This is a genomic window from Sphaerotilus sp. FB-3, assembly GCF_023706025.1.
In the GTDB taxonomy this organism is placed as follows: domain Bacteria; phylum Pseudomonadota; class Gammaproteobacteria; order Burkholderiales; family Burkholderiaceae_C; genus Sphaerotilus; species Sphaerotilus sulfidivorans.
Genome location: NZ_BQWE01000018.1, coordinates 1 through 24,967, shown reverse-complemented (window position 1 = coordinate 24,967; position 24,967 = coordinate 1). Strand labels below are relative to the sequence as shown.

18 protein-coding genes are annotated in these 24,967 nt (G+C 63.6%); 17 read left to right on the top strand and 1 reads right to left on the bottom strand.

From position 1 onward, the window contains the following. Positions 1 to 63: 63 nt before the first annotated feature. Entirely contained in the window at positions 64 to 7,482 is a 7,419-nt protein-coding gene (locus tag NFT33_RS10775; protein WP_251675231.1) for a heme utilization protein, read from the bottom strand. 535 nt (positions 7,483 to 8,017) lie between these two features. On the opposite strand from NFT33_RS10775, the gene NFT33_RS10770 reads away from it, so the two are divergent. From NFT33_RS10770 to NFT33_RS10690, 17 genes are all read left to right on the top strand, one after another. After that, the gene (locus tag NFT33_RS10770; RefSeq protein WP_149504131.1) at positions 8,018 to 9,007 is read left to right on the top strand and encodes an EpsD family peptidyl-prolyl cis-trans isomerase; all 990 of its coding nucleotides are present in this window, start codon (positions 8,018 to 8,020) and stop codon (positions 9,005 to 9,007) included. Positions 9,008 to 9,032: 25 nt separating this feature from the next. Then, complete coding sequence (epsE, locus tag NFT33_RS10765) at positions 9,033 to 9,872, top strand: polysaccharide export protein EpsE (protein ID WP_251675230.1); 840 nt, start codon at positions 9,033 to 9,035, stop codon at positions 9,870 to 9,872. Positions 9,873 to 9,989: 117 nt separating this feature from the next. Continuing rightward, positions 9,990 to 11,447 carry a chain length determinant protein EpsF gene (gene epsF, locus NFT33_RS10760; protein ID WP_251675229.1) on the top strand — a complete coding sequence of 486 codons (1,458 nt, stop codon included), beginning with the start codon at positions 9,990 to 9,992 and terminating at the stop codon, positions 11,445 to 11,447. Then, positions 11,448 to 12,371, top strand: coding sequence for a polysaccharide biosynthesis tyrosine autokinase (locus NFT33_RS10755; protein WP_251675228.1), 924 nt, complete (start codon positions 11,448 to 11,450; stop codon positions 12,369 to 12,371). Between the two features lie 3 nt (positions 12,372 to 12,374). Then, positions 12,375 to 13,259 (top strand): exosortase B, encoded by an 885-nt coding sequence (gene xrtB, locus NFT33_RS10750; RefSeq protein ID WP_251675227.1) that lies wholly within the window; start codon positions 12,375 to 12,377, stop codon positions 13,257 to 13,259. An 8-nt stretch (positions 13,260 to 13,267) separates the two neighbouring features. Beyond that, the gene (epsI, locus tag NFT33_RS10745; RefSeq protein ID WP_251675226.1) at positions 13,268 to 13,954 is read left to right on the top strand and encodes an exosortase-associated protein EpsI, B-type; all 687 of its coding nucleotides are present in this window, start codon (positions 13,268 to 13,270) and stop codon (positions 13,952 to 13,954) included. Further along, complete coding sequence (locus NFT33_RS10740; RefSeq protein ID WP_259373333.1) at positions 13,951 to 15,420, top strand: oligosaccharide flippase family protein; 1,470 nt, start codon at positions 13,951 to 13,953, stop codon at positions 15,418 to 15,420. The genes epsI and NFT33_RS10740 overlap by 4 nt, the downstream gene beginning before the upstream one ends. Positions 15,421 to 15,443: 23 nt before the next feature. Next, on the top strand, positions 15,444 to 16,967 hold the full coding sequence (locus NFT33_RS10735) for an O-antigen ligase family protein (protein ID WP_251675224.1): 1,524 nt from the start codon (positions 15,444 to 15,446) through the stop codon (positions 16,965 to 16,967). Continuing rightward, positions 16,906 to 17,697 (top strand): glycosyltransferase family 2 protein, encoded by a 792-nt coding sequence (locus NFT33_RS10730; protein ID WP_251675223.1) that lies wholly within the window; start codon positions 16,906 to 16,908, stop codon positions 17,695 to 17,697. The genes NFT33_RS10735 and NFT33_RS10730 overlap by 62 nt, the downstream gene beginning before the upstream one ends. Then, positions 17,694 to 18,842 (top strand): glycosyltransferase family 4 protein, encoded by a 1,149-nt coding sequence (locus NFT33_RS10725; protein ID WP_251675222.1) that lies wholly within the window; start codon positions 17,694 to 17,696, stop codon positions 18,840 to 18,842. Before NFT33_RS10730 ends, NFT33_RS10725 begins: the two co-directional genes overlap by 4 nt. Before the next feature lie 67 nt (positions 18,843 to 18,909). Then, positions 18,910 to 20,784, top strand: coding sequence for a heparinase II/III domain-containing protein (locus NFT33_RS10720; RefSeq protein WP_251675221.1), 1,875 nt, complete (start codon positions 18,910 to 18,912; stop codon positions 20,782 to 20,784). A gap of 10 nt (positions 20,785 to 20,794) precedes the next feature. Next, positions 20,795 to 22,054, top strand: coding sequence for a glycosyltransferase family 4 protein (locus NFT33_RS10715; protein ID WP_251675220.1), 1,260 nt, complete (start codon positions 20,795 to 20,797; stop codon positions 22,052 to 22,054). Beyond that, positions 22,048 to 22,665, top strand: coding sequence for an acyltransferase (locus NFT33_RS10710; protein ID WP_251675219.1), 618 nt, complete (start codon positions 22,048 to 22,050; stop codon positions 22,663 to 22,665). Before NFT33_RS10715 ends, NFT33_RS10710 begins: the two co-directional genes overlap by 7 nt. Further along, a complete protein-coding gene (locus NFT33_RS10705) occupies positions 22,662 to 23,819 on the top strand; it encodes a glycosyltransferase family 4 protein (RefSeq protein ID WP_251675218.1) in 1,158 nt (385 codons plus the stop codon). Before NFT33_RS10710 ends, NFT33_RS10705 begins: the two co-directional genes overlap by 4 nt. A 61-nt stretch (positions 23,820 to 23,880) precedes the next feature. After that, positions 23,881 to 24,039, top strand: coding sequence for a transposase family protein (locus tag NFT33_RS10700; RefSeq protein ID WP_251675217.1), 159 nt, complete (start codon positions 23,881 to 23,883; stop codon positions 24,037 to 24,039). Next, positions 24,006 to 24,671: an ISAs1 family transposase gene (locus NFT33_RS10695; RefSeq protein WP_251675216.1), complete on the top strand. Its 666-nt coding sequence runs from the start codon at positions 24,006 to 24,008 to the stop codon at positions 24,669 to 24,671. Before NFT33_RS10700 ends, NFT33_RS10695 begins: the two co-directional genes overlap by 34 nt. Positions 24,672 to 24,719: 48 nt before the next feature. Then, a partial coding sequence (locus tag NFT33_RS10690; RefSeq protein WP_251675214.1) for a transposase occupies positions 24,720 to 24,967 on the top strand: 248 nt, incomplete at its 3' end.

Sequence of the window (24,967 nt, the reverse complement as noted above, 5' to 3'; positions counted from 1 at the left end):
GCCCGGCGCATTTCGGCAGTTCGGGACGGGGCCCCTGCCCCGTCCCGTGCTGCGCTCAGGGACTCAGAGCAGCGGCTGCTGGCGCAGCAGCTCGTCCAGCGCCGGGGTGGCGTTCGGCGCGATCACCGCGGCGACCACTGCCGCGCTGGCCTGCGGCGCCGCCGCCGCCACCTCGGACGCACCGGGCAGCGTGGCCGGCGCCTCGACCAGCAGTTCGTCCAGCGCCGGAGCGGGCGCCGCCTCGCCGCGAGCGAACCAGACATCGGCCATCGCATGCACGCTGCCGTCGCTGCGGGTGTAGCCCGAGACCAGACCCAGCAGATTGCCCTGATCGACCGCCGTGCCCGCCTGCGCGTTCAGGTCGAGCGAGACGATGCCCAGATCGACCAGGCCATGCAGCTCGGCCGCCGAGGACAGGCCGTCGGAGTCGGCATCCACCCAGACGCGGAGTTCGCCGAAGGCGGCGTCCTTCGCATCGAGCCGGCCGTCGCCGTTGCTGTCGAGCGCCTGCATCGCCACATAGCCGTTGCCAGCGATCTGACCGCCGTCGAGCCGGGTCGCCACGCCGAAGAGCTCGCGCCCGTCGTCGATGCGGCCGTTGCCGTCGAGGTCACGCACCAGCAGGCCGTCGGTGGCGGAGACCCAGCCGGTGGCATGGGCCTGGCCGCTGGCCAGCAGATCGAAGCGCACGCCCGCCGAGGCCGACAGCGTGCGCACCCCGTCGCCATCCAGATCGAGCACGATCGGCGACAGCGCGGCCAGCGCGGCGCGCTGCGCCTCGCTCATCGCGTCGAGGTCGGTCTGCTCGAAGGCGGCGGCCTGGGTCATCGACATCGCGGCGATGTCGCGCGTCTCCAGCACCACCACCTGCTCGGTGGTGAGCGCGACGATCTGCGCGGTCGTCAGTGCGGCCGCCTGCAGCGTGCTCATCGCGACGATGTCGGTGGTCTGCAGCGCCTGGATCTGCTCGGTCGTCAGCGCGGCGAACTGGGTGCTCGACAGCGAGGCGATCTGCGTGCTGCTCATCGCCACCAGGTCGCCCGTCTCCAGCGCCGCGATCTGGCGGGTGCTGAAGGCGGCCAGCTGCGTCGTGGTCAGCGCAGCCGCCTGGGTGCCGGTCAGCGCCGCGATGTCATCGGTCCCGAGCGCCGCGATCTGGCGGGTCGACAGCGCCACGATCTGCGCGGTGCCCAGCGCGCCGATCTGGTCGGCGCCGAGCGAGGCCAGATCGCTGGTCTCGAGCGCGGCGATCTGCACGGTGGTCAGCGCACCGAGCTGGGTCGTCGTCAGCGCGCCGAACTGCGCCGAGCTCATCGCCACGATCTGCGCGGTCGACAGGGCCCGCAGCGCCGCAGCGCCCAGGCCGGCGATGTCCGCCGTCTCGATCGCGGCGATCTGCGCGGTGCTCAGCGCCGCGACCTGTGCGCTGCCCAGCGCGGCGATCTGGCTGCTGTCGAGCGCGGCAATGTCGCGGGTCTCGATCACCGCCAGCTGGCTGGTGCGCAGCGCGGCCACCTGGACCGTCGTCAGCGCCGCCACCTGATGCGTGCCCAGCGCCACCAGATCACCCGTCTCGAGCGAGGCTACCTGGGTGGTGGTCAGCGCCTGGATCTGGTCGGTGGTCAGCGCCGCCGCCTGGAAGACCGTCAGGCCGGCGATCTGGGCGGTGGTCAGCGCCCGCACCGCGGTCGTCGACAGCGCCACCAGGTCACGGGTTTCCAGCGCCGCGAACTGCAGCGTGTTCAGCGCGGCGATCTGCGTGCCACTCAGCGCGGCCACCTGGCTGCTGGAGAGCGCGACGATGTCGGTCGTCTCGAGCGCGGCGAACTGGCGGCTGGTCAGCGCGGCGATCTGTTCGGCATTCAGCGCGGCGATCTGCGCGGTGTTCAGCGCGACGATGTCACCCGTCTCCAGCGCCGCGATCTGGCGGGTGCCGAAGGCAGCCAGCTGGGCCGAGCTCAGCGCGGCGACCTGTGCGGTCGACAGCGCCAGCACCTGCAGGGTGGACAGCGCCGCTGCACCATCCGTGCCCAGCGCGACGATGTCGCGCACCTCGAGCGCGGCGACCTGCGTGCTGGTCAGCGCGGCGATCTGCGCGGTGTCCAGCGCGGCGACCTGGGCGCTCGAGAGCGCGACGATGTCATCGGTCTGCAGTGCGGCCACCTGGCGGGTGTTGAGCACCGCCATCTGCGCAGTCGTCAGCGCGGACACCTGCAGCGTGCTGAAGGCGACGATGTCGGCCGTCTCCAGCGCGGCGACCTGCTCGGTCGTCAGCGCAGCCACCTGGCTGCTGCCCAGCGCCGCCAGATGCGTGGAGCTGAGCGCGACGATCTGGGCACTGGTCAGCGTGCGCAGCGCGTTCGTGTTGAGTGCGGTCAGATCATGGGTTTCCAGCGCGGCGATCTGGCTGCTCGAGAGCGCAGGCAGCAGGCCGGCATTGCCGAGCGCGGCGATGTCGGTGCTCTCGAGCGCGCGGATCTGGCTGGTGCTCAGCGCCGCGACCTGGGTGCTGGTGAGCTGGCCGATCTGGGCGGTGCCCAGCGCAACGATCTGGCTGGTGGAGAAGGCCCGCACCGCCGCGGTCGACAGCGCGGCGATGTCGCGCGTCTCCAGCGCCGCCACCTGCGCGTCGGTCAGCGCAGCGATCTGGGTGGTGCGCAGCACCGCGACCTGCTCGCTGGTCAGCGCGGCGATGTCGCGAGTCTCCATGGCAGCGATCTGGCGGGTGGTCAGCGCACTGATCTGCACCGTCGAGAGCGCGGCGATCTGGTTGGACGACAGCGCGGCGATGTCGGCGGTGTTCAGCGCCGCCATCTGCGCGGTGCTCAGCGCATTGAGCTGAGCAGTGGTCAGCGCGCCCGCCTGCAGCGTGGTCAGCGCACCGATCTGCAGCGTGGTGAAGGCCCGCACCGCACCCGTGCCCAGGGCGGCCAGGTCACGCGTCTCCAGCACCTGCAGCTGCACGGTGTTGAGCGCGGCCAGCTGGAGCGTGCTCATCGCACCGAACTGCACGCTGGTCATCGCGGCGATGTCGGCGGTTTCCAGCGCGACGATCTGGCGGGTGGTCAGCGCCGCGACCTGGGTGCTGGTCAGCGCGGCGATCTGGGTGGTGCCCAGCGCCACCAGATCGACGGTCTCCAGCGCCGCCACCTGCAGGCTGGTCATCGCGGCGACCTGCACGCTGTTGAGCGCGGCCACCTGGGCGGAGGTCAGCGCCACCACCTGAGCGGTGCTCAAGGCCCCGATCACGCGGGAGCTGAGCGCGACCATGTCGCGGGTTTCCAGCGCCTGGATCTGGCTGGTGGTCAGCGCCGCGAGCTGGTGAGAGCCCAGCGCGCCGATCTGATGCGTGCCCAGCGCCGAGATGTCCTCGGCCTGGAGCGAGACGATCTGGCGGGTGGTCAGCGCCGCGATCTGGCTGCTGGTCAGCGCCGCGGTCTGCAGCGTGGTCAGCGCGACCAGATCCGAGGTCTCCAGCGCGGCGACCTGATCGGTCGACAGCCCGGCCACCTGGGCCGAGGCCAGTGCCGCCACCTGCACCGAGCTGAGCGCGACGATCTGCGCGGTCGTCAGCGTGCGCACGAAGCCGGTGCTCAGCGCGGCCAGGTCACGGCTCTCGATCGCGGCCACCTGGCTGGTGGTCAGCGCGGCGATCTGCGAGGTGTTCAGCGCCGCGAGCTGCGCGCTCGACATCGCGGCGATGTCGACGCTCTGCAGCACCGCGACCTGAGCGGTGGTCAGTGCGGCCACCTGACTGGTGGTCAGCGCGGCCACCTGGGTCGAACTCAGGCCGATCACGTCGGCGCTTTCCAGCGCGGCGATCTGGCGCGTGGTCAGCGAGGCGATCTGTGCGGTGTCCAGCGCAGCGATCTGCGCGCTGCCGAAGGCGACGATCTGGCTGGTCGACAGCGCGCGCAGCTGGGTGCTGCTCAGCGCGCCCAGATCACGCGTCTCCAGCGCCTGGATCTGGGCGGACGACAGCACGCTCAGCTGGGCGGTGCTCAGCGCGCCGAGCTGGCTGCTCGACAGACCGGCCAGATCGACGGTCTGCAGCGCACCGACCTGCACGGTGGTCAGCGCGACCAGCTGGGCGGTGTTCATCGCGGCGATCTGGGCACTGCTCATCGCCACCAGGTCGGCGGTCTCGATCGCGGCGATCTGGCGGGTGGTCAGCGCCGCGACCTGGGTGCTGGTCAGCGCGGCCGCCTGCGCCGATCCAAGCGCGGCGATCTGGGTGGTCAGCAGCGAACGCAGCGCGTCGGTCGACAGCGCGACCAGGTCGCGGGTCTCGATCGCGGCGATCTGCACCGAATTCAGCGTCACCAGCTGGGCGGTGCCCAGCGCGGCGAACTGGCTGCTCGACAGCGCGACGATGTCGGCGGTCTCCAGCGCACCGATCTGGCGGGTGGTCAGCGCAGCCACCTGCGCGGTGGTCAGCGCAGCGATCTGGCCGGTGCCCAGCGCGACGATGTCGGTGGTCTCCAGCGTGCGCAGCTGGCTGCTGCTCAGCGCGGCCATCTGGCCGGTGGTCAGCGCCGCCACCTGCGCGGTGTTCAGCGCCAGGATCTGCGCGGTCGTCAGCGCCTGCAGCGAGGCGGTGTTCAGCGCCGCCAGATCACGCGTCTCCAGCGCCCCCACCTGCAGCGAGGTCAGCGCGGCCAGCTGCACCGTGCCCAGCGCGTTGAGCTGAGCGCTGCTGAGCGCGGCGATGTCGGCAGTCTCGATCGCGGCGACCTGGCGGCTGTTGAGCGCGGCCACCTGTGCGGTCGTCAGCGCCGCCACCTGCAGGCTCGAGAAGGCGGCCAGATCGGTGGTCTCCAGCGCGGCGACCTGCGTGGTGGTCAGCGCAGCGACCTGCGTGCTGCCCAGCGCGGCAGTCTGCTGGGTGTTCAGCGCCACGATCTGCTGGGTCGACAGGCTGCGCAGCGCGGCGGTGCCCAGGGCGGCCAGATCACGCGACTCGATCGCCAGCACCTGTGCGGTGCTCAGCGCAGCGAACTGCGTGGTGCTCAGCGCATTGATCTGGGCACTGCCCAGCGCAGCGATGTCGACGGTCTGCAGCGCCGCCAGCTGTCCGGTGGTCAGCGCGGCAATCTGCGCGGTCGTCAGCGCAGCGATCTGGGTCGAGCTGAGCGCGATGATGTCGGCGCTCTCGAGCGCCTGGATCTGGCCGGTGGTCAGCGCGGTGAGCTGGACGGTGTTGAGCGCCGCAACCTGCGCGCTGGAGAAGGCCTGCAGCTGCGCGGTGGACAGCGCGCGCAGCTGTGCGGTCGTCAGCGCGGCGAAGTCGCGCGACTCGATCGCCAGCACCTGCGCATTGCCCAGCGCAGCGACCTGCGCGGTGGTCAGCGCACCGATCTGCAGGCTGGAGAAGGCGGCGATGTCGGCCGTCTCCAGCGCGCTGATCAGCCGCGAGCCCAGCGCGACCACCTGCGCGGTGGAGAAGGCGGAGATCTGCGCGGTGTTCATCGCGATCAGATCGGTCGACTCGAGCGCAGCGATCTGCGTGGTCGACAGCGCCTGGATCTGCAGCGTGCCCAGCGCCAGTGCCTGTGCGGTGGTCAGCGCGGCCACCTGCGCGGTGGTCAGCGCCCGCACGCCGGCAGTGCCCAGCGCCGCCAGGTCACGGGTCTCGATGGCCGCGATCTGGGCCGCCGACAGCGCAGCGATCTGCGCGGTCGACAGCGCCTGGATCTGCGTGCTGCCCAGCGCCACCATGTCGGAGGTGTCGAGCGCGCCGAGCTGGCGCGTGCTCAGCGCCGCGATCTGGGTGCTGCGCAGTGCGCCGACCTGGGTGCTGGAGAGCGCCTCGATCTGCACAGTGCTCATCGCGCGCAGGTCGGCGGTGTCGATCGCAGCCACCTGGGCGGTGGTCAGCGCAGCGATCTGCTCGGTGGCCAGCGCGGCCACCTGGATGCTGGTCAGCGCAGCCACCTGGCCGGTCGACAGCACACGCACCGCGGAAGTCGACAGCGCGCCGATGTCGCGGCTCTCGATCGCGGCGATCTGCGCGGTCGACATCGCCACGATCTGGGCGGTCGACAGCACCGCCATCTGCGCGCTGCTCAGGGCCACCACATCCGTGGTTTCCAGCGCCAGGATCTGGCCGGTCTTCAGCGCGGCCACCTGATGGGTGCCCAGCGCGGCGATCTGCGCGGTGCTCATCGCCACCAGGTCCACGGTCTGCAGCGCGCCGATCTGGGTGGTCGTCAGCGCGGCCACCTGGGCCAGCGACAGCGAAGGCATCTGCAGCGTGGTCAGCGCAGCGATCTGCAGCGTGCTCAGCGCGGCGGCATTCTCGGCGCCCAGCGCCTGGACCTGCGCCGGCGACAGCGCGGCAATGCCGGTCGTGCCCAGCGCCAGCACCTGCGTGCTGGTCAGCGCGGCGATCTGGGTGGTGCCCAGCACCGCCAGATCATTCGTGCCCAGCGCGGCGACCTGCGCGGCGGTGAGCGCGGGAATCTGCCAGGGCCGCAGCGCAGCGACCTGCGAGGTCGACAGCGCCTGGATGTCGGCCACCGCCATCGCGGCGATCTGCTCGGAGCTGAGCGCGATGATCTGCGCGGTGTTCAGCGCGGCGAAGTCGGTCGACTCGAGCGCGACGATCTGCGCGGTGCTCAGCGCACCGATCTGCGCCGTGCCGAGGGCCGCCACCTGCGCGGTGCTCAGCGCGACGATCTGGCTGCTGGTCAGCGCGCCCAGGCCGGTGGTGCCCAGACCGACCAGATCGCGTGTCTCGATCGCGCCGATCTGGCTGGTGCTCAGCGCGGCCACCTGCGCGGTCGTCAGCGCGGCGAACTGCGCACTCGACAGCGCGACGATGTCGGCGGTCTCCAGATCGCCGATCTGGCGGGTGGTCAGCCCGGCGATCTGGTTCGTGCCGAGCGCGGCCACCTGGGTGCTGGCCAGGGCGGCCACCTGCGCGGTCGACAGCAGCGCGATCTGCTCGGCCGAGAAGGCGCGCAGCGTGGTGGTGCTCAGCGCGACCAGGTCACGCGTCTCGATCGCGCCGATCTGCGCCGCATCGAGCAGCGGGGCCTGCGCGGTGGTGAACGCGCCGATCTGCGTGCTGCCGAAGGCGGTGATGTCCGCCGCGGACAGCCCGGCGAGCTGCTCGGAGCCGAGCGAGGCGATCTGCACGGTCGTCAGCGCCGAGGTCTGCAGGGTCGACCAGACCGACACATCCTCGGAGGCCAGGCCGCCGATCTGCGCCACGGTGAGCGACACCACCTGGCCGGTGGTCAGCGCCGCGACCTGGGTCGTGCTCAGCGCAGTGATCGCCTCGGCATCGAAGCCACGCAGCGCGCTGGTGGAAATGGCCGCCAGCCCCAGGCTCTCGATCGCGGCGATCTGCTCGGCCGACAGCACCGCCACCTGCGCGGAGCTGATGCCGGCCCAGTCCTCGGTGGTCAGGGCCGCCAGCTCCTCCGGCGGCAGCTCGGCGACTTCTGCGGGGGAGAGCGTGGTGAAGATCGAAGCCATGGGGTCGGGTCCGGTGGTGTACTGATCGGTCGGCGGCCGCAGCGGCAATGAAGCAACGACCTTCTCTGCGCCCGATATCGACGGCCCCCCCCCCCCCCCCNNNNCCCCCCCCCCCCCCGAACTGGAGCCGCATCACCCGAAAAGATGAAATTCTCACTGGACAGCGGCCAGACACCACACCCGAACACGAAACAATGCAATTGCGCAGTTCAGGAAGACCGGCCTTCGGCGGGAATGACCTTGCGACTTCTGCTGTTTCAGGCTGACGTTCGGCCGAACCTTGCGCCTGCACCGGTCAAGAACAGCCCATCTTCTGCGCACTGGCTCACGACCTGAACCCCGCACCGCACAGGCCTTCGTGCAGACTTAACGTGGCTTCCCGGAATGAAAACCGCCCCTGCAATCCGGGGAAGCCGCCCGGACAGGTGCCGGATAAACTGCCGCCGGTTTGTTCCGTTTATCACCTCTTTCATTGCGAGCGCAGCCGGCCATGAACCCCGCCGCACACAGCGCTCGCGCCAGGAGTATGCAAGTCATGACATCGGCCCTGTCCACCCGCCCCACCCGTCTGAGCCGCCTTGTCCTCGTCCCGACCGTTCTCGCCTGCGCCGCGCTGCTGGCCGCCTGCGGTGGGGGTGACGGCGACAAGAAGCCGGCCACCCAGGTGGCCGCCAAGGTGAACTCCGGCGAAATCTCGGTGCATCAGGTCAACCAGGTGCTTCAGCGCCAGCCCGGCCTCAAGCCCGAGCAGGTGCAGGCGGTGAGCCGCCGGGTGCTCGACGGCCTGGTCGACCAGGAGCTGGCCATCCAGCAGGCCACCGAGCAGAAGCTCGACCGCGATCCGCGGGTCGTCTCCGCCATCGAGGCGGCCAAGCGCGACATCATCGCCCGCGCCTATGCCGACAAGATCGCCGAGAGCGTCTCCGCACCGACGCCCGAGGAGGTCAAGGCCTACTACGACAGCAAGCCCGAGCTGTTCTCCAAGCGCCGCATCTATGCGCTGCAGGAGTTCAACATCGAGGCCAATGCCGAGCAGAAGGCCGCGCTGCAGTCGAAGATCCCGGGCCTGCGCAATGGCGAGGAACTGGCCTCGGCGCTGAAGAACGCCGGCATCCGCTTCGGTGCACGCGCAGTGACGCAGGCGCCCGAGAACATCCCGATGGGCGCGCTGGCCGAGCTGGCCAAGATCGGCGAAGGCCAGTGGCTGGTCAAGGCCGGCCCGGCCGGGCTGAGCGCCGTCTTCGTCGCTGGCGCCAAGCCGGCCCCGGTGACCGAAGAAGCCGCCAAGAAGGCCATCGAGCAGTTCCTGCTGACCGACCGCAAGCGCAAGCTGGTCAGCGACAGCATCAAGAAGCTGCGCGAATCTGCCAAGATCGAGTATGTCGGTACCTTCGCCAATGCGGCGCCGGTACCGGCCGAGGCCGCCAGTGCCGCGGCGGAAGTCACCCCGACGGTGGCTCCGACCGCGCCGGCCTCGGATGCGCTCGATGCCGCCACGCTCCAGAAGGGCCTCGGGCTGAAGTAAACCCTTCGACGCACGCCACATGCCGATGACACACCGACTCCCGACCGACCTCCTGGCGCAGCTGCTGCAGCGGCTGTTCCTGTCCGTGCTGATGCTGCTGGCACCGGTGCTGGCCCATGCCCAGCTCTCCGAGGCCCAGCGCGACTATGTGCTCGGCCCCGGCGACGTGGTGCGGGTGAGCGTCTACCAGAACCAGGATCTGACCCTGGAGACGCGCATCACCGAGAGCGGCGCGATCAGCTACCCGCTGCTCGGCCAGGTCCGTCTGGGCGGCCTGTCGGTGCCTCAGGCCGAGAAGGTCATCGCCGACGGACTGAAGAACGGCAACTTCGTCCGCCAGCCGCAGGTCAGCATCCTGGTGACGCAGGTGCGCGGCAACCAGGCTTCGGTGCTGGGCATGGTCAACCGTCCGGGCCGCTACCCGATCGAGCAGAACGGCATGCGCCTGAGCGAGCTGCTGGCCACCGCCGGCGGCATCGCCCAGGGCGGCAGCGACCAGGTGGTGCTGAGCGGCATGCGCGACCGCAAGCCGCTGCGCGTTGTCATCGACGTGCCGCTGCTGTTCGCGCAGTCCGGCGGCGTCAACGACCCGGTCATCGCCAACGGCGACACGGTGTATGTCGAGCGCATGCCGATGGTCTACATCTACGGCGAAGTGCAGCGCCCCGGCGCGATGCGCCTGGAGCGCGACATGACGGTGCTGCAGGGTCTGGCCTCCGGCGGCGGCCTGACCCAGCGCGGCACCGAGAAGGGCCTGCGCCTGCACCGCCGCGGCGCCGACGGCAAGGTCCAGATCCTGCAGCCGGGCATGAACGACCTGCTGCAGAACGGCGACGTGATCTATCTGCGCGAGAGCCTGTTCTGATTCGTTTCGGCCCCTAGAAAAACGGTACGCTGCAATCGGTGGGTAACCGCAAAAGCATCTCGGTCACCTACCCACCCGCAAGTTATGTAGCTCCGATCGCACGCACTCAGCAACACAATGAAGCCATCACAATTTCTCTCCATCCTCAAAGCGCGCTGGCTTTCAGCCGTGCTAGTGATGCTGCTGACAGTCTTGGTCACGATCGGAGTGAGTCTGATGCTACCGAAAAGCTACACATCGAGCGCGACCGTCGTTCTTGACGTACGAGGAATCGATCCTATCGTTGGCGTGCCCTCCGCTGCCATGATGTCCCCTGCCTACATGGCCACCCAAGTTGACATCCTGACCAGCGACCGGGTGGCGACTGCCGTCGTCAAGAAGCTCCGTCTTGCGGAAAGTGAACAGATGCAAGCTCAATGGATAGAGGCATCCGAAGGCAAAGGCAGCTTCGAAACATGGATGGCCGATCTTCTCCAAAAGCGTCTGAGCGTGAAGCCTTCGCGCGACAGCAACGTCATCACAATCAGCTATTCCAGCCCCGATCCGCGTTTTTCACGACTGATTGTAACGACGTTCGCCGAGGCCTATATAGATGTCAATGTCAGTCTCCGCTCGAAACCTGCACGTCAGTACAGCGAGTTTTTTGAAGCCAGAAGCAAAGAACTCCGAGAATCCATCGAGCGAGCCCAAGAAAAACTCTCTTCATATCAGAAAGAGACACGTCTCACGAACTACGACGAGCGCTTCGACATTGAGACTCAGCGTCTGAATGAGCTCAATAGCCAGCTTGTAAGCATGCAGGCCCTGCTTAGCGACTCCAGTAGCAGGGCCAACCAAGCTCGGCAAAACCAAGATCAACTGATTGACATTCTGAACAACGGTCTAATCGCCTCGCTTAAAACCGACTTAAACCGGCAGGAGGCTCGACTTTCGGAGTTGAGCGCACGCCTTGGCAGCGCCCATCCGCAAGTGATGGAGCTCACAGCCAACATTGCGGAACTTCGCAACCGTATAGAGAATGAAACACGTCGCGTTGCAGGCAGCGTCGCCATCAATAATAACATCAATCGGCAACGTGAAGCTGAACTGCGCGCAGCTCTGGAAGAGCAACGAACAAAAGTCCTGCAAATGAAAGCTAAGCGCGACGAGGCGATGGTCCTGCAACGCGAGGTAGAGGCTGCGCAACGCGCCTACGATCAGGTGACTCAGAAATTCAATCAGACGGCCTTAGAAAGTCAGCTCAACCAGACTAACGTTTCCGTGCTCTCACCAGCCTCCGAGCCGATTGAGCCGTCTTCTCCGAAAATTCTGATCAACACACTGATCAGCTTGCTCGGAGGCATCGCGCTTGGTGTAACTTTTTCGCTTATACGGGAAATGATGGATCGCCGCATTCGGTCGGTCGATGACATCATGGAAAAAATGGATCTCCCCGTGATCGGCAGCATTCCTAGACCGCTTCTTTCACTCTCCGGGAAAGACAATGGAACGACCATGTCTCTGCCGGCGAATATCATGGGTCAACTGCCCGATCGAAAGCACGCTGATCATCGCCAGGTCGAAAGGTCCACCTGAATGAATTCCCTGCAGCGAACCAATCTAGCCAAATCTTTCCATGATTCCAGGATCCCCACAAACACGGAAGATAATTCCGTTTTGGTAGAGCAGGATCGCACGATAGGCCAGATCATTAAGGAATACAAGCATCTGACGCAGGATCAGATAGATGAAATACTTGCATATCAGCGCAACGAAAACATCCTTTTCGGTCAGGCAGCAGTCAAGCTGGGTATAGTATCGGATCGGGACATACTTTATGCTCTGAGTCAGCAGTTCAATTATCCCTACTCTCCCGAAAACACACAGCTTGATCATCGGGAGCTCGTGGCTGCGACTCGCCCCTTCGGCAAGCAGGCGGAGGCATTCAGAGCCATCAGAAGCCAACTGATGATGCGCATCTTTTCGCCAAACGAACCTCGCCGCGCACTAGCCATCACCAGCCCTGATCCTGGAGACGGAAAAACCTTCTTTGCCGCGAACCTGGGAATTGTCTTGGCTCAAATCGGTGGACGTACATTGCTCATGGATGCCAACCTGCGCAGCCCCCGACTTCATGAACTGTTCCGAATCCCTGAAAAATCGGGACTAACAGGCATTCTGAGCGGCCGACAAGAAGACAACGTCATCTATCAGGTGACCGACATACCAACTCTCTTTGTTATGCCTGTGGGGATCGTGCCACCCAACCCGCTCGAACTGCTGGAACGTCCAGCATTCCGACTACTCATGGGCGAATTGCTCAAGAAATTTGACAATGTCATCGTAGACACACCTGCAGGCAGCCTAGGAAGCGATGCCGTCGTAACAGCAGTCCGCAGCGGAGCTGCCGTCACGATTACACGCAAGAACAAGACAAAGATGAAAAATCTACATGAAATGACTGCACAATTGAGCGAAGCTCCCGTCAAAATGGCGGGGATCATCATGAACGACTTTTGAAATATGAAAATCTCCAGCAACCTGCCAACCAGCTTGCGGCAAACCCATTTGCTGATATTGGCAGCAGGTTTGCTATCGATGTACATTCCCACTTTTCATCACCTTTTTCAGACTATCTGGTCATCAGACAAACAGGGGCACGGCCCGGTCGTCTTTGCGATAGCCTGCTGGCTACTGTGGAAGAAATATCCAGCCATCTCTAGTTCAAGCGTGGATGGAAGTCAGATCACTGGCTACACCCTGTTCATCATCAGCCTTCTCGCCTACGTCGCTGGCAGATCACAGGACATCTACCTCTTTGAGGTCGGTTCGCTCATCGTCATTCTTGCCTCACTCATCCTCATTCTCCACGGCCATGGAGGCCTCCGTGCCGCAGCATTTCCACTGTTCTTCATGCTGTTCATCATTCCGCTTCCAGGCACAGTGGTGGATGCCCTAACGCAACCGATGAAGATGGCCGTATCCTACGTGACAGAGAGTGTTCTGCACCAAATGGGTTATCCAATCAGCAGAAATGGCGTCATCCTGCAGATCGGTCAATATCAACTGCTGGTTGCAGATGCCTGCGCCGGCCTCAATACTCTTTTCACTCTGGAAGCGCTCGGACTGCTCTACCTGAATCTCGTGAAGCATGAGTCTGCGTTCAGAAACATCATTCTGGCCATACTGATCGTTCCGATCAGTTTCATTGCCAACGTGATCCGCGTGATGACGCTCACGCTCATCACCTACCATTTTGGTGACGAAGCCGGCCAAGGATTCCTGCATGGTTTTTCGGGCATGGTCCTCTTCCTTGCTGCCTTGTCGCTGACCATTGCACTAGATGGCGTACTTCGACAGATCGGCAACCGCAAGTATGAACATCCATCCGCATCATCAAACGCATGAGGTCCATCATGAAAGTCAACCCCGTTCGTACATTGATCATGGCGTCACTGATGGCGGCTTCCTCGGTTGGTGCCTCCCGCCTCGTTCCAGAGTTGAGATTGGCTGATACACGGAAAACCGAGCACATTGCCCACCTCATTCCGATATCAATCGATGGCTGGCATCGCATAGAAGTCAGTACAGGTATCGTCAATCCTCAAGCACAGGAACTCTCACAGCAGATCTACGCTGAAACTATCACGCAGATCTATCAGGACAAGAATGGCTACAGGATCATGCTGTCGATTGCGTACGGCAAAGAACAGCAGGAATCCATGCAGGTTCACAAACCCGAGATCTGCTATCCCGCCCAAGGCTTCCAGATCAAGACCATCCGCAACGACTCCGTGGACACGCCCCAGGGCAGCATCAATGTCAGGCGCCTCGATACCCAGATGGGACTGGCTCGGCAGGAACCCGTAACCTACTGGATCACACTGGGGGACAAGGTCGTCACCCAAGGAAACGCCAAGAAAATCGAGGAAATCAGATATGCGATGAAGGGATACATCGCAGATGGCATGCTGGTTCGCATTTCAAGCATCGATCCGGATCCCGTCAGGGCCTTCGTCCGACAAGACCAGTTCATCCGCGCGTTCACTGCGGCAATGTCTCCCGAAGCGGCGACCCGCATGGCCGGCCGATCCGAACAGTGAGCAGCGCTCTTCAGGCAGCAGCATGGGGGTACGCAGGGACTATCGGAAAGTTGCTCATCCAGTTCGGGGCCCAGATCGTCATTGCCCGCATCCTGGGCCCCGATGATTACGGTCAGTTTGCCATCGGCGCCTTGACCATCAGCTTATCCAGCTATATTGCAGAAGCCGGCATCGGCAGCGCGATAGTCCAGCGCAAGAACCTAGACGCACAGACAATAAACTTCATTTTCAGTCTACAAGCGCTGATTGGCCTCTTCATGAGTCTGCTGATCTGGATCGGTGCGGGGCTATTGGGTCACTATCTCGACAGTGACCCTCAGGCCATTCTGGTCGTCCAGATCATGGGCTTGGCGTGTGTTCTCAACGCTGCGGCTTCAACGCCCAACAACCTGTTGAGACGCGCCCTCGATTACAAGCACCTGCAGTTCTGCCAGCTGGCTGGATTCAGTACGGGGTATCTGGCAATCGGCGTTCCATTGGCGGTTGCGGGATGCGGAATTTGGTCCTTGGTTGCTGCATGGCTTGTCCAAAGCAGTGTCGGGCTCCTGACGGTCTGGGCCATAGCAAAACCCGATGTGCAATTTCTTTTTAACCACCCCGACAGGACCACCATACTTCGTTTCGGCAAGCATGCGACGCTCAGCAACATCGCCAACTGGGGTAACGGGAATGGTGACAAGCTCGTCATTGCCCACGGTTTTCCGATTGCCCAACTGGGCATCTACAATGCTGCAAGCAACCTGCTGTCGACACTAATCACTCAAATCCTTTCGACCCTTCAGTCCGTCATTTTCTCGGCCACAGCGAGGAGTTCCGAAGACCCCGCGGTCGTGACGAAGACTTATCTGACTCTTCTAGAGGCTGGGTGCTTCCTGATGATGCCGCTCTTTGTCTGCATCGGTGGCTTTGATGACGCACTCCTTCAAGGCATCTACGGGCCTCAGTGGACAGATTCCGGAGCACTGATCACCCCACTGGCCACCGGAATTGCCGCCTATGGCGTCACTGGGTTGCTCACGCCACTGCTATGGTCCAACGGACAGATCGACAAGGAAAGTCGATTGCAGCTCCTATCCGCCAGTCTCATGATGGTCGTGGTTGCTGGTACGGCCGCCCTCAGTCACGACGTCGTGGCAACGGCATGGGCCGCGTGCGCAGGCCTGTGGGCTCGACTCATTCTGATCAGTTACAGCATCGCCCAATGGTTGGGCGTATCGCCAAAACGTGTCGCTCTCTTTATAGGATGCGGGGTATCCGCATCAGGCCTCGCTCAGGGTCTGGTCATCCAGGCACGACAATCCCTGGAAAGTCGTGACATGACAGGAGCTGCTCTGCTCGCTGGCCTTATCTTGGTCGCCATTCTGGTCACGATGCTGGTATGCAGTGTCCTCACACTGATCGGGCCCGAGGGGCACTTGCGTCACATTGCCATCCGGATCAGCACAAGAGCGCGGCCATCCAAATAACTAAACGAAGTCTTGCCGATTTCATGAAGCTTCCTGTCATCGCCTGCGCCGCCATCGACCATCTGCGGTCTGAAAGCGCCCTCGCCGTCTACAGGAACGTGGGTCTGGCCACGCTGGTCGGCCTCATCGCCATCTTCATCGGACTGGCGTCCGCCGTTCTTCCCGCGATTCTTTCGGCCGGACTCATCGTCCTGCCACTGGCACTCACCGCTTCTTGGCGCTGGCCGATTCTGATCGCGATTGCAACTCCCGTACTCGCTTTCGGGCTGGTCCCGTTCGCCGCCCTGGATTTCTCTCGTTTCACGGAAATCACCCTGATCCTCGGGACAGTCGTGGCGCTACTCAAGTCAGCGAACGAACACATTCGCGCCGGCAAGACACCATTCCTAGATGCCCTGCGCTACATGAAGAAGCCACTGATCTTCTTCATGGTGCTGTGGTCCATTGCACTTATTCATGGCGCCCTGATATCGAAGAATCATTTCGCGGCTTCCGACGCCAAAAGATATATCGGCTATCTGGCCCTTATTATTTTTTCCTTCATCGCCGGTAAGAAGCCTTCATTTTTACCCCGAATCATTATCGGCGCAGGAACGCTTTCCGCATTTTTCCTGATTATACAGCTGGGCACAGGATGGAAAGTTTTCGCCGGCTTCAAAGGATTCATGGAAGGTGGGGCGGGGTCAGGATTCGAAGACGTCGCACGGGGCTCCGCCATGGGAGGAGACTATCTGGTCATCTTCATGCTCTTCTATTCATTGAGCACCGCATCATTGCCCGGCGCACGGCACAGGGCACTCTTTGCAATGATGATTCCCATCTATCTGTTCGGAGCGATCGCCACCTACTCTCGCGGCATGTGGGCAGGCCTAGCCATCGCCTTCATCATTTTCCCGATCATCGAGTATAGAAATTTTTTTCGTGCCAGCCGCAGTCTCATCATCCTGACAGCGACCTGTGCAGCCATTTCTGTCACTGTGTATCCCTGGGCACCTCGTCCATTCGATGCAATCGCAGGCCGACTCCAAAGCATCACGGGCGAAGGTGGACGCGGCACTTCAGTGGGCGCACGACTTGATGAAAACGCCAAAGGCATCGAGTCCATCAAGAGCCATCCCATTCTCGGACTTGGGCATGGCGGCGAATACAAAAAGTTCACGCCACAGGCAGAACGAGGCTTCGTGAACGAAGCAACATTCATTCACAACTCATACCTGTGGATGATGGTCAAGTTCGGCATATTCGGCCTGATCTTCGTTCTCGCACTCTCCTGGAAAATCCTGTCCGAAGCATGGCGATTGCAGAACACGAAAAGTCATGACATAAGACCTTTGCGAAGTGGGGCCATCTGTTTCATGATCGCTTGGTTGACGAATGGAATGAGTTCACCTGTATGGGCACAGGCGACAGACCTCGTCGCACTCTCTCTCATCATCGTGATGATCGGGACGCTCAGGAATAACGCTCTTCGTCGGACAGGAAATCATGAAGTTCAGCATCGTGACATGCACCTGGAACAGCAGGTCCTTCATCCACCAGTCCGTTGAATCGGTACTGGGCCAGACTCACTCCGACATCGAGTTTATCTTTGTCGACGGCGGCTCCGACGATGGAACCCTTGAATACTTGCGGAGCGTCGATCGGCCCAAGACGATCCTCGAGAACGTGCGCGGTGGCATCGCGCGCGCCATGAATGTCGGAACGCAGGCGGCACACGGCGACGTGATCATGCATCTGCACTCCGATGACTACCTCCTCCACAGCAGAGCGCTTGAGCGTGCAGCTCATCTGTTCAAAACCACGGGCTGTTCATGGCTGATCGGGCGGATCCTGAACGAACGTGAGGGAGGCCTCTATCCGGAGAGCTATGTTCCACCTGCGTACAGCTACAAGAATCTTCTGAAATCCAACTTCGTTCCTCACGCATCGACTTTCGTTTCGAGAGATCTGTATCTCCGCGCAGGTGGTTTTTCGGAGAAGCTTCGCTTCGCGATGGACTACGACATGTGGCTGAGACTCGGGCGGATCGCACCGCCCCATGCCACGAGAGAAGCTTTCTCTGTCTTTCGGCGCCATGCCGACAGCACGACGGAAAAGAACAGGCTGGGTTCCTTCGACGAGGATCATGCCGTCAGGCAGCAACATCTGTCAGCCTCGGGTGCCTCGATCCTTGAGCGGTCTGTCCACCAGCTCCGCCACCACGTGCGCCGGCATCGGTTGAAGGCGCTGCTGAAACAGGCCGGCAGACCGGCTACGCCTACAAGGATCACCTCATGAGCACAGGCCAGGACAGGGTGCTGATGGTCGACATGATGAGCGGGGCCAACGATTACGGCCTGGAACTGTGCACGGCGCTGGCTCGTCGGTGCGATCTCACCGTGGTGACCGTGACCAACACCTCGATCGCTCCCGATCGGGTTACTCGTCTGCTCCCGATCTTTCCCGCCTTCGGCGCTCCCATGGGCAAGCTGACCAAGCTACGCCACAGCTTGGCGGCCTACGTGACGCTGATTCGCGAAGTGCTTCGTCACCGCCACGACATCGTTCACGTCCAATTCTTCCGCTTCCATCTAGTGGACATGCTGATCTACTGGCTGCTGAGCCACTGGATGGACCATCTGGTCTACACGGCACACAACGCCCTGCCGCACGAGTCACGCACCTGGCACCGCCTCCTTTACCGTCGCTGGTATCGACGGGTGTCTCATGTCCATGTGCTGAGCGACTACGCCAAAGCTCGAATCCAGGAATTCTCGGGCCTATCCCCAGACAAGATTTCCGTGATCCATCACGGCAACTATCAGGCCCTGCTTGAACGCAGCGGTGCGAAGATCGACGAGAACGCCACCACATCGGCACGCCCATCTTCGAGCACGGTCACCGGTCTGGTGTTCGGTCAACTTCGTGAATACAAGGGTGTCGATCTCCTGATCTCAGCCGCCAGGCACCTACCCACGGACTCCCGGTTGCATTTCATCGTGGCTGGAGGCGGCTCCCCGGCCCTCTTTGACAGCTATGCGCAGCAGGCCCGGGATAACGGGGTGGGCGAGCGGTTCTCATTCCGGTGCGGGCATCTGGAGGACTCCGACCTGATCGCGATGATCACGGCGACCGACTTTTCCCTGTTCCCCTACCGCCACATCTATCAGAGCGGTGCGCTGATGCTGGCCATGACCTGTGGCACGGCCATCATGGCAGCAGACTTGGCGGGATTTCGCGAATACACCCGAAATGGAGAGGATGCCCTGCTGTGCGACTGCACATCTCCGGAGACATTCGCCGCGGCACTGAGTCGCCTCGAGAACGATCCGGCACTGCGGCAGCATCTGCAGAAGGCATCCCGGGACGCCGCTACCGGCCGCTACAGCTGGGAACACATCGCCGACAGCCTGATCGAGCTCTACCATGCCCGGCGTTCCTGATCTCAGGACACGCACGTCTCGCATGCACCGGACTCCCGAAGGCCAGATGCAGGCCTGCAGACTGTTCATGCTGTGCCTCCTGATGGCAGCACCAGCAGGCGGCCTGTGCGGCCCTGCGGAACCGATCGTGGCACGCGTGCCTGTGGAGGACTGGGAACAGGCGCGACACCGGGTCGACAGGGAGCGGATCTGGTCCCGCTGGGTGGATGAACGACGGATCAAGGTGGACGACTGGATGATCCGCCGACAGGACCATGTGGAATGGATTTCCGGCTGGCTGCACGACTATGTGGATGCAAGCGGCAACATGCTGCCCTGGACACCGGACAACCGGCCGGCAGACGATGCCACGGTACACGCACGCCGGCTGACCGAAGGATGGAATCATGTGTTTCGCAATCAGCACGTCGATCGGATGCTGGATGCCGCCCATCTGTACCGTCTGACCGGTAAATCGCTCTATGCACGCTGGGCAGGCAGCCAGCTGGACTTCTACGCTTCCAGCTACTTACTCTGGCCAGAACAGAGGCGCCAAGGCATCTCCAGACTAATGGGGCAAAGCTTGGACGAGGCCGTTTTGCTGATCCGGCTCGCCGAGACCGCTCGGCTGCTCGGTCCCGAAGTCGACCCAGCCACACGCCGTCGCTGGCGGGACGGACTCTTCCTTCCGGCAGCAGCCAACCTGATTCGCAGTCTGAACGGTCTCAGCAACATCACCCTGTGGCAGCTGTCTGCACTGATCGTGACCGGGACGGCTCTGGAAGAGCCTGCCATGGTCCTGAAGGCCACGGATAACCTGCTTGACTTGATGCAGAGGGGCCTGACGTCCGAAGCACTCTGGCACGAAGGGTCGTTGAGCTACAACCGCTACGCTGTCCGCGCCCTGTTGCCTGGCCTCGAGGCCTTGATGCGCTCCGGAGCATCGCACGCAGCAGCAGCAAAGATCGCTCAATCCGTCAAGGACATGATCGTCACGCCAATGCAGATGCGCTTCGAGGATCGGTCGCTGCCAACGCCGGGAGACTCGACGGAGCGGCTGTTCGTGCCGGACCTCGAGATGCTGAGGCTGACACGACGCCTATTCACCCTGCCTTATGCCGATCTCAGCAAGACAATCTCATCCGCTCCCGCTTGGCCCGATCTGGTCGATCCGGCGCCCTTGTCAGGAAGCCTGTCACAAATGCCAGACGTCATCAGTCGAGTCTTTGGCGGCGCGGCAATGGGACAACTACGCAACCCCTTCTGGCAGATCTTCATGCATTGGGGGCAGACCGCTCCACAGCACGCACAGAAGGAAGCACTCAACATCGAACTCCAGGCAGGCAGTGCTCCGGTGAGCCGCGATCCCGGAACCGTTCTATATGGCTCCGAATGGCACAAGCAGTACTACACCCAGGCGGCAGCACATAACGTCGCGCTGGCCGACGAAACGGGACAAATCGGCTGGCATCCAGGGCAGCTGGTGGAATTCAGCGAGACGCCGCCACGCCTCGTTGCTCGGCAACCCCAGTACAACGCTCGGGTTTCCGTAACGCGCACACTGAGGCTGGACGCCGAAAAACTGGAAGACACGCTGGTGATCGAACCTCGCGCCGATGCGAAGGGACCCGCCGCGACCGTCGGCGGCACGTGGCATTTCGATTGCAGGATCGCCGACCTGCAGGGCACGAAGGCCCCCTCCGCAGACCTTTTCCCTGCCGTGAACGGTTTCCAGTACTGGAGCGGTGTCCATGCCGGGCAGGCGACCGATCGGATCGACTTCACGCTCGACTGCGACGGCCAGCGCGTCCTAGCAACGCTGGCCCTGGCGGGAGAATTCACCGTATTCAAGGGCATGGCCCCTGGTCCCAGGCAGAAACCTCGCCCCGCACTCTACATCCGGCAGAACGGATCGCGGGCCGTCCTGCAAACCGTTTTCAGACTCGAACCCCGGGCGAACTGATCAGACCACCATGAAGATCCTGCTTTCGGTATTCGCCTGCGCGCCCCACTCGGGCAGCGAGACAGGTGCCGGCTGGCGATGGGCGGAAGAGCTGGCACGGGCCGGCCACGACGTGGTCGCCCTGACGGACGAGAGCCGTCGACAGCTCATCGAGGCACACCTTGCCCGTCACCCGGTCGAACGACTCGAGATCGTGTATTTCCGCCCAGCTCCCATCCGTGGGCTGCAACTGAACTCCCGCACCGCCCAGTTCATCTACACGCTGTGGCAATACATGGTGCTGCCCTGCGCCCGACGCCTGCACCAGCAGCACCGTTTCGACCTGGTCATCCACCTGACCTACGGGGTCTTCAGACATCCCTCCTTCATGGGCTGGCTGGGCATTCCGTTTGTCTTCGGTCCCGTGGGCGGCGGAGAGGACGCCCCCTGGCGGCTCAAGGCCGACTACACCCCGTCTGAGAAGATCCGCGCGTTGGCGCGCGTTCTGCTGAACCAGACGGCCCGCCTCAATCCGGTTCTCCGTCTCGCACTGTCGCGAGCGACCCTGATCCTGGCACGCACAGACCACACGCGGCGGCTCCTGCCGGGCCCCTGTCAGAAACGTACCCGGCTCTACCAGGAGATCGGCATCGATCTGCGCAACCCGGAGACGGCTGCGACCACCACAGCGCGCAGCCGGGGTGCACCGTTGCAACTGCTCTTTGCAGGCCGACTGCTGTCTCTGAAGGGAATTCATTTCGCGCTCGATGCGCTGGCATTGGCGACATCGCGCGGACACGACGTCCACCTGACGATCGTGGGCAGCGGGCCGATGGAGACCTGGCTGAAGCGTCGCCAGAACCGGTATCCGCAACTGGCAGGACACGTCACCTGGATCCCTCGCATGCCACAGCCGGAACTCTTCGAGCTGTATGCCGGCATGCACGGCTTCCTGTTCCCCAGCCTGCACGACTCGGGAGGCAATGTCGTTCTGGAAGCCCTGTCCTTCGGCCTGCCCGTCATCTGCCTGGATCTCGGAGGCCCCGCCACGCTGGTGACACCTCAATGCGCCCAGATCGTCGAGGCAGCACAGGCCAGCCGTGCCGATCTGATCGAGCAGCTGGCGAGGGCCATCGGCAGACTGGAGTCAGACGACGAGCTGCGCTTGCGCATGAGCCGTGCGGCGCTGTCCCAGGCCAAGGCCATGACCTGGGAGAGTCGGCCCGCCGGAGCTCTGAAGATGCTGGAGGAATGCCTGCGCGACACGGCCGCAAGGACGCCCACATGCTGAGCCGGATCCTTGCGAGCCTACGGCGACTGCGCACCACTTGGCTGCTGCTGCACTGCCGGGCTCATCTCCAGGCGGGCCGCGATCTCCATGTCGGAACATCCACGAGACTCTGGGCGCCACGCCGCCTGGTCATCGGCCATCACGTCTACATCGGCAAGAACGTCAACATCGAGGCCAATGCCGAGATTGGAGACTTCTGTCTACTTGCCAACGCGGTGGCCATCGTCGGCCGACACGATCACGACTTCACCCGCGTCGGCTACCCCGTGCGCTTTTCACCGTGGGTGGGCAGTCGCCGTGAACCCAGCCCCTACATCGACGAGAAGGCCGTCATCGGGGCCGATGTGTGGCTCGGCTATGGCGCCATCGTTCTGACCGGCACGACGATCGGCAGGGGCTGCATTGTGGCAGCCGGCAGCGTGGTCACCTCCGATCTGCCGCCCTACACCATTGCCGCAGGTATCCCGGCACGCCCCATCGGCACGCGCTTCCCCGATCCGGCAGACCGTGCCGCGCATGAACACTCGCTCACGCACGGACGATTTTCCTTTTCAGAACGGGGCATCGACCACTCGATCATCGAACCCGTGCTCCCGCCCGGACGCCCATGACTCAACCTCGCCGCAAAGTCGTCATCCTGCAGCACCGTCTGCTGCACTACCGCCTACGCCTGTTCGAGCAACTCAGAGCGGCCTGCGCGCAACGGAGCATCGATCTCGAGCTCGTGCACGGCCAAGCCTCCCCCCGCGAAGCCATCAAACGCGACGAGGGCAGCCTGCCCTGGGCCACGCGCGTGCACAACCGCTACTTGGCGGTAGGCGCGCGCGATCTGCTCTGGCAACCTTTTCCCGAGCAGCACCGGGATGCCGATATCGTGGTCATGATCCAGGAGAACCGGATCGTCTCGAACTACGCGCTCCTGCTATCGCGACTTTGGAATCCGAGACCCCTCGCCTACTGGGGCCACGGACGCAATTTCCAGAGCGAAGCGCCAGCGGGAATCCGAGAGCGCTGGAAAGCCTTCCTCCTGCGGCAGGTCGACTGGTGGTTCACCTATACCGACCTGTCGGTTCGGGTCATCGAGGAAGCAGGATTTCCATTGGCCCGTATCACGTCGCTCGAGAATGCCATCGACACCGCCGGATTCACGACCGACCTCGAGAACTGCACGCCCGAGGAAATCGAGGCGGAGCGCCTCGACCTGGGCATTCCTGCGTGTGCACCGGTGGGTCTTTTCTGCGGCTCGCTGTATCCCGAGAAGAAGCTAGATCTGATGGTGAAGGCGGCAGACCGCATCCGCGACACCCTGCCGGAATTCCATTTGCTGGTCATTGGCGACGGACCGTCCGCCGCAGAGATGCGCGACGCCGCACGCACACGCCCCTGGCTGCACATGCGCGGCATCCGCAAGGGCCGCGACAAGGCAAGGCTGTTCCGGCTGGCACAAGTGATGTTCAACCCGGGACTGGTCGGCCTGCACATCGTGGACGCCTTCTGCGCCGGTCTGATCATGGCCACCACCAGCACGGCACGCCATTCTCCCGAAATCGCCTACCTGCGGGACGGCGTCAACGGGGTAATTGCTCAGGGCGATGATCCCCGCCAGTACGCCGAGGCCGTGTTGGATATCCTGACAGCACCGGATCGCTTGGCCACGATGCGCGCGGCCAGCCTGCGTGACAGCCAACGCTACACGCTCGACAACATGGTCCTGCGCTTCGTCGACGGCATCGAGCAGGCGCTAGGGTCAGGGCGATTGCATTAGCCAAGTCCCCGGTTGAGTGGTAACAATCCGGCCCGACCTCGCCCCCCCCCCCCAAGACACGATGCCAGACCACCCGACGACCACCCCAGGCGACAAGCTGATGCAGCGCTTTGAAGACCTGGACGATCCGCGCCGGCAGACCGGGCGCTTCCAGTACCCGCTGCAGGAACTGCTGCTGACGGCGCGGTGGCGGCCGGCGCCGAGGACTGGGTCGATGTGAGCGAGTGGGGCGAGTTCAAGCTGGAGTGGCTGCGGCGCTTCCTGCCCTTCGAGCAGGGCATCGCCTCGCACGACACGTTCAGCCGGGTGTTCGCGATGCTGGACTCGGTGCGCTTCGAGGCCTGCTTTCGCAGCTGGATGGCCCAGATCTGCCCGAGTCTGGCGCAGGAGCACATCGCCATCGACGGCAAGACGCTGCGCGGCTCGCGCACGGCTGATGGGGCGGCGCACCTGGTGACGGCCTGGCACTGCGGCAAGGGCGTGACGCTGGGGCAGATCCGGACGCAGGCCAGGAGCAACGAGATCACCGCGATCCCAGAGCTGCTGGCCGGGCTGGACCTGCGCGGCGCCACGGTGACGATGGACGCGATGGGCTGCCAGAAGGCGATCGTGCAGCAGCTGGTCGACGAGGGGGCCGGCTACATCATCGGGGTCAAGAACAACCAGCCCACGCTGGCCCAGGCGGTACAGGGCCTGCTGGAGCAGGCCCCGGCCCGGGCCGACGGGCGCACCTGGCACGAGCACAGCGAGACCGACAAGGGCCACGGACGCATCGAGACGCGGCGCTGCGTGGTCTGCCATGACCTGAGCGCTATCGCGCCGGTGCTGCAGGACCCCCCCACGTCAGAATAGTTGCCGCGTCGATAGAACCCGAAGAGGGGGCGAAGACGAGGAGAAGACGTGGCGCGATACGGCAAGGAATACAAGGACCGGGTGGTGGCAAGACTGCTGCCGCCGGAGAGTGCACCGGTGGAGCGGGTGTCCGCGGAGGTGGGCGTGAGCGCCGCGACGCTGGAGCGGTGGCGGGCCCAGGCGCTGGAATCGGCGAGCGGTGGCGGCGAGCCTGCGCGCCGGGTGTGGACGGCGGCAGCCAGGCTGCAGGCGGTGATTGCGACAGCCTCGCTGGACGAGACGGCGAAGTCGGCGTG

Bases quoted from the DNA above. Each gene is read 5' to 3' on its own strand.
- xrtB (WP_251675227.1), top strand. From the start codon at position 12,375: ATGAAAATCTCCAGCAACCTGCCAACCAGCTTGCGGCAAACCCATTTG.
- NFT33_RS10730 (WP_251675223.1), top strand. From the start codon at position 16,906: ATGAAGTTCAGCATCGTGACATGCACCTGGAACAGCAGGTCCTTCATC.
- NFT33_RS10770 (WP_149504131.1), top strand. From the start codon at position 8,018: ATGACATCGGCCCTGTCCACCCGCCCCACCCGTCTGAGCCGCCTTGTC.
- NFT33_RS10700 (WP_251675217.1), top strand. From the start codon at position 23,881: ATGCCAGACCACCCGACGACCACCCCAGGCGACAAGCTGATGCAGCGC.
- NFT33_RS10715 (WP_251675220.1), top strand. From the start codon at position 20,795: ATGAAGATCCTGCTTTCGGTATTCGCCTGCGCGCCCCACTCGGGCAGC.
- epsF (WP_251675229.1), top strand. From the start codon at position 9,990: ATGAAGCCATCACAATTTCTCTCCATCCTCAAAGCGCGCTGGCTTTCA.
- NFT33_RS10755 (WP_251675228.1), top strand. From the start codon at position 11,448: ATGAATTCCCTGCAGCGAACCAATCTAGCCAAATCTTTCCATGATTCC.
- NFT33_RS10705 (WP_251675218.1), top strand. From the start codon at position 22,662: ATGACTCAACCTCGCCGCAAAGTCGTCATCCTGCAGCACCGTCTGCTG.
- NFT33_RS10720 (WP_251675221.1), top strand. From the start codon at position 18,910: ATGCTGTGCCTCCTGATGGCAGCACCAGCAGGCGGCCTGTGCGGCCCT.
- epsI (WP_251675226.1), top strand. From the start codon at position 13,268: ATGAAAGTCAACCCCGTTCGTACATTGATCATGGCGTCACTGATGGCG.
- NFT33_RS10725 (WP_251675222.1), top strand. From the start codon at position 17,694: ATGAGCACAGGCCAGGACAGGGTGCTGATGGTCGACATGATGAGCGGG.
- NFT33_RS10710 (WP_251675219.1), top strand. From the start codon at position 22,048: ATGCTGAGCCGGATCCTTGCGAGCCTACGGCGACTGCGCACCACTTGG.
- NFT33_RS10735 (WP_251675224.1), top strand. From the start codon at position 15,444: ATGAAGCTTCCTGTCATCGCCTGCGCCGCCATCGACCATCTGCGGTCT.
- epsE (WP_251675230.1), top strand. From the start codon at position 9,033: ATGACACACCGACTCCCGACCGACCTCCTGGCGCAGCTGCTGCAGCGG.
- NFT33_RS10775 (WP_251675231.1), bottom strand. From the start codon at position 7,482: ATGGCTTCGATCTTCACCACGCTCTCCCCCGCAGAAGTCGCCGAGCTG.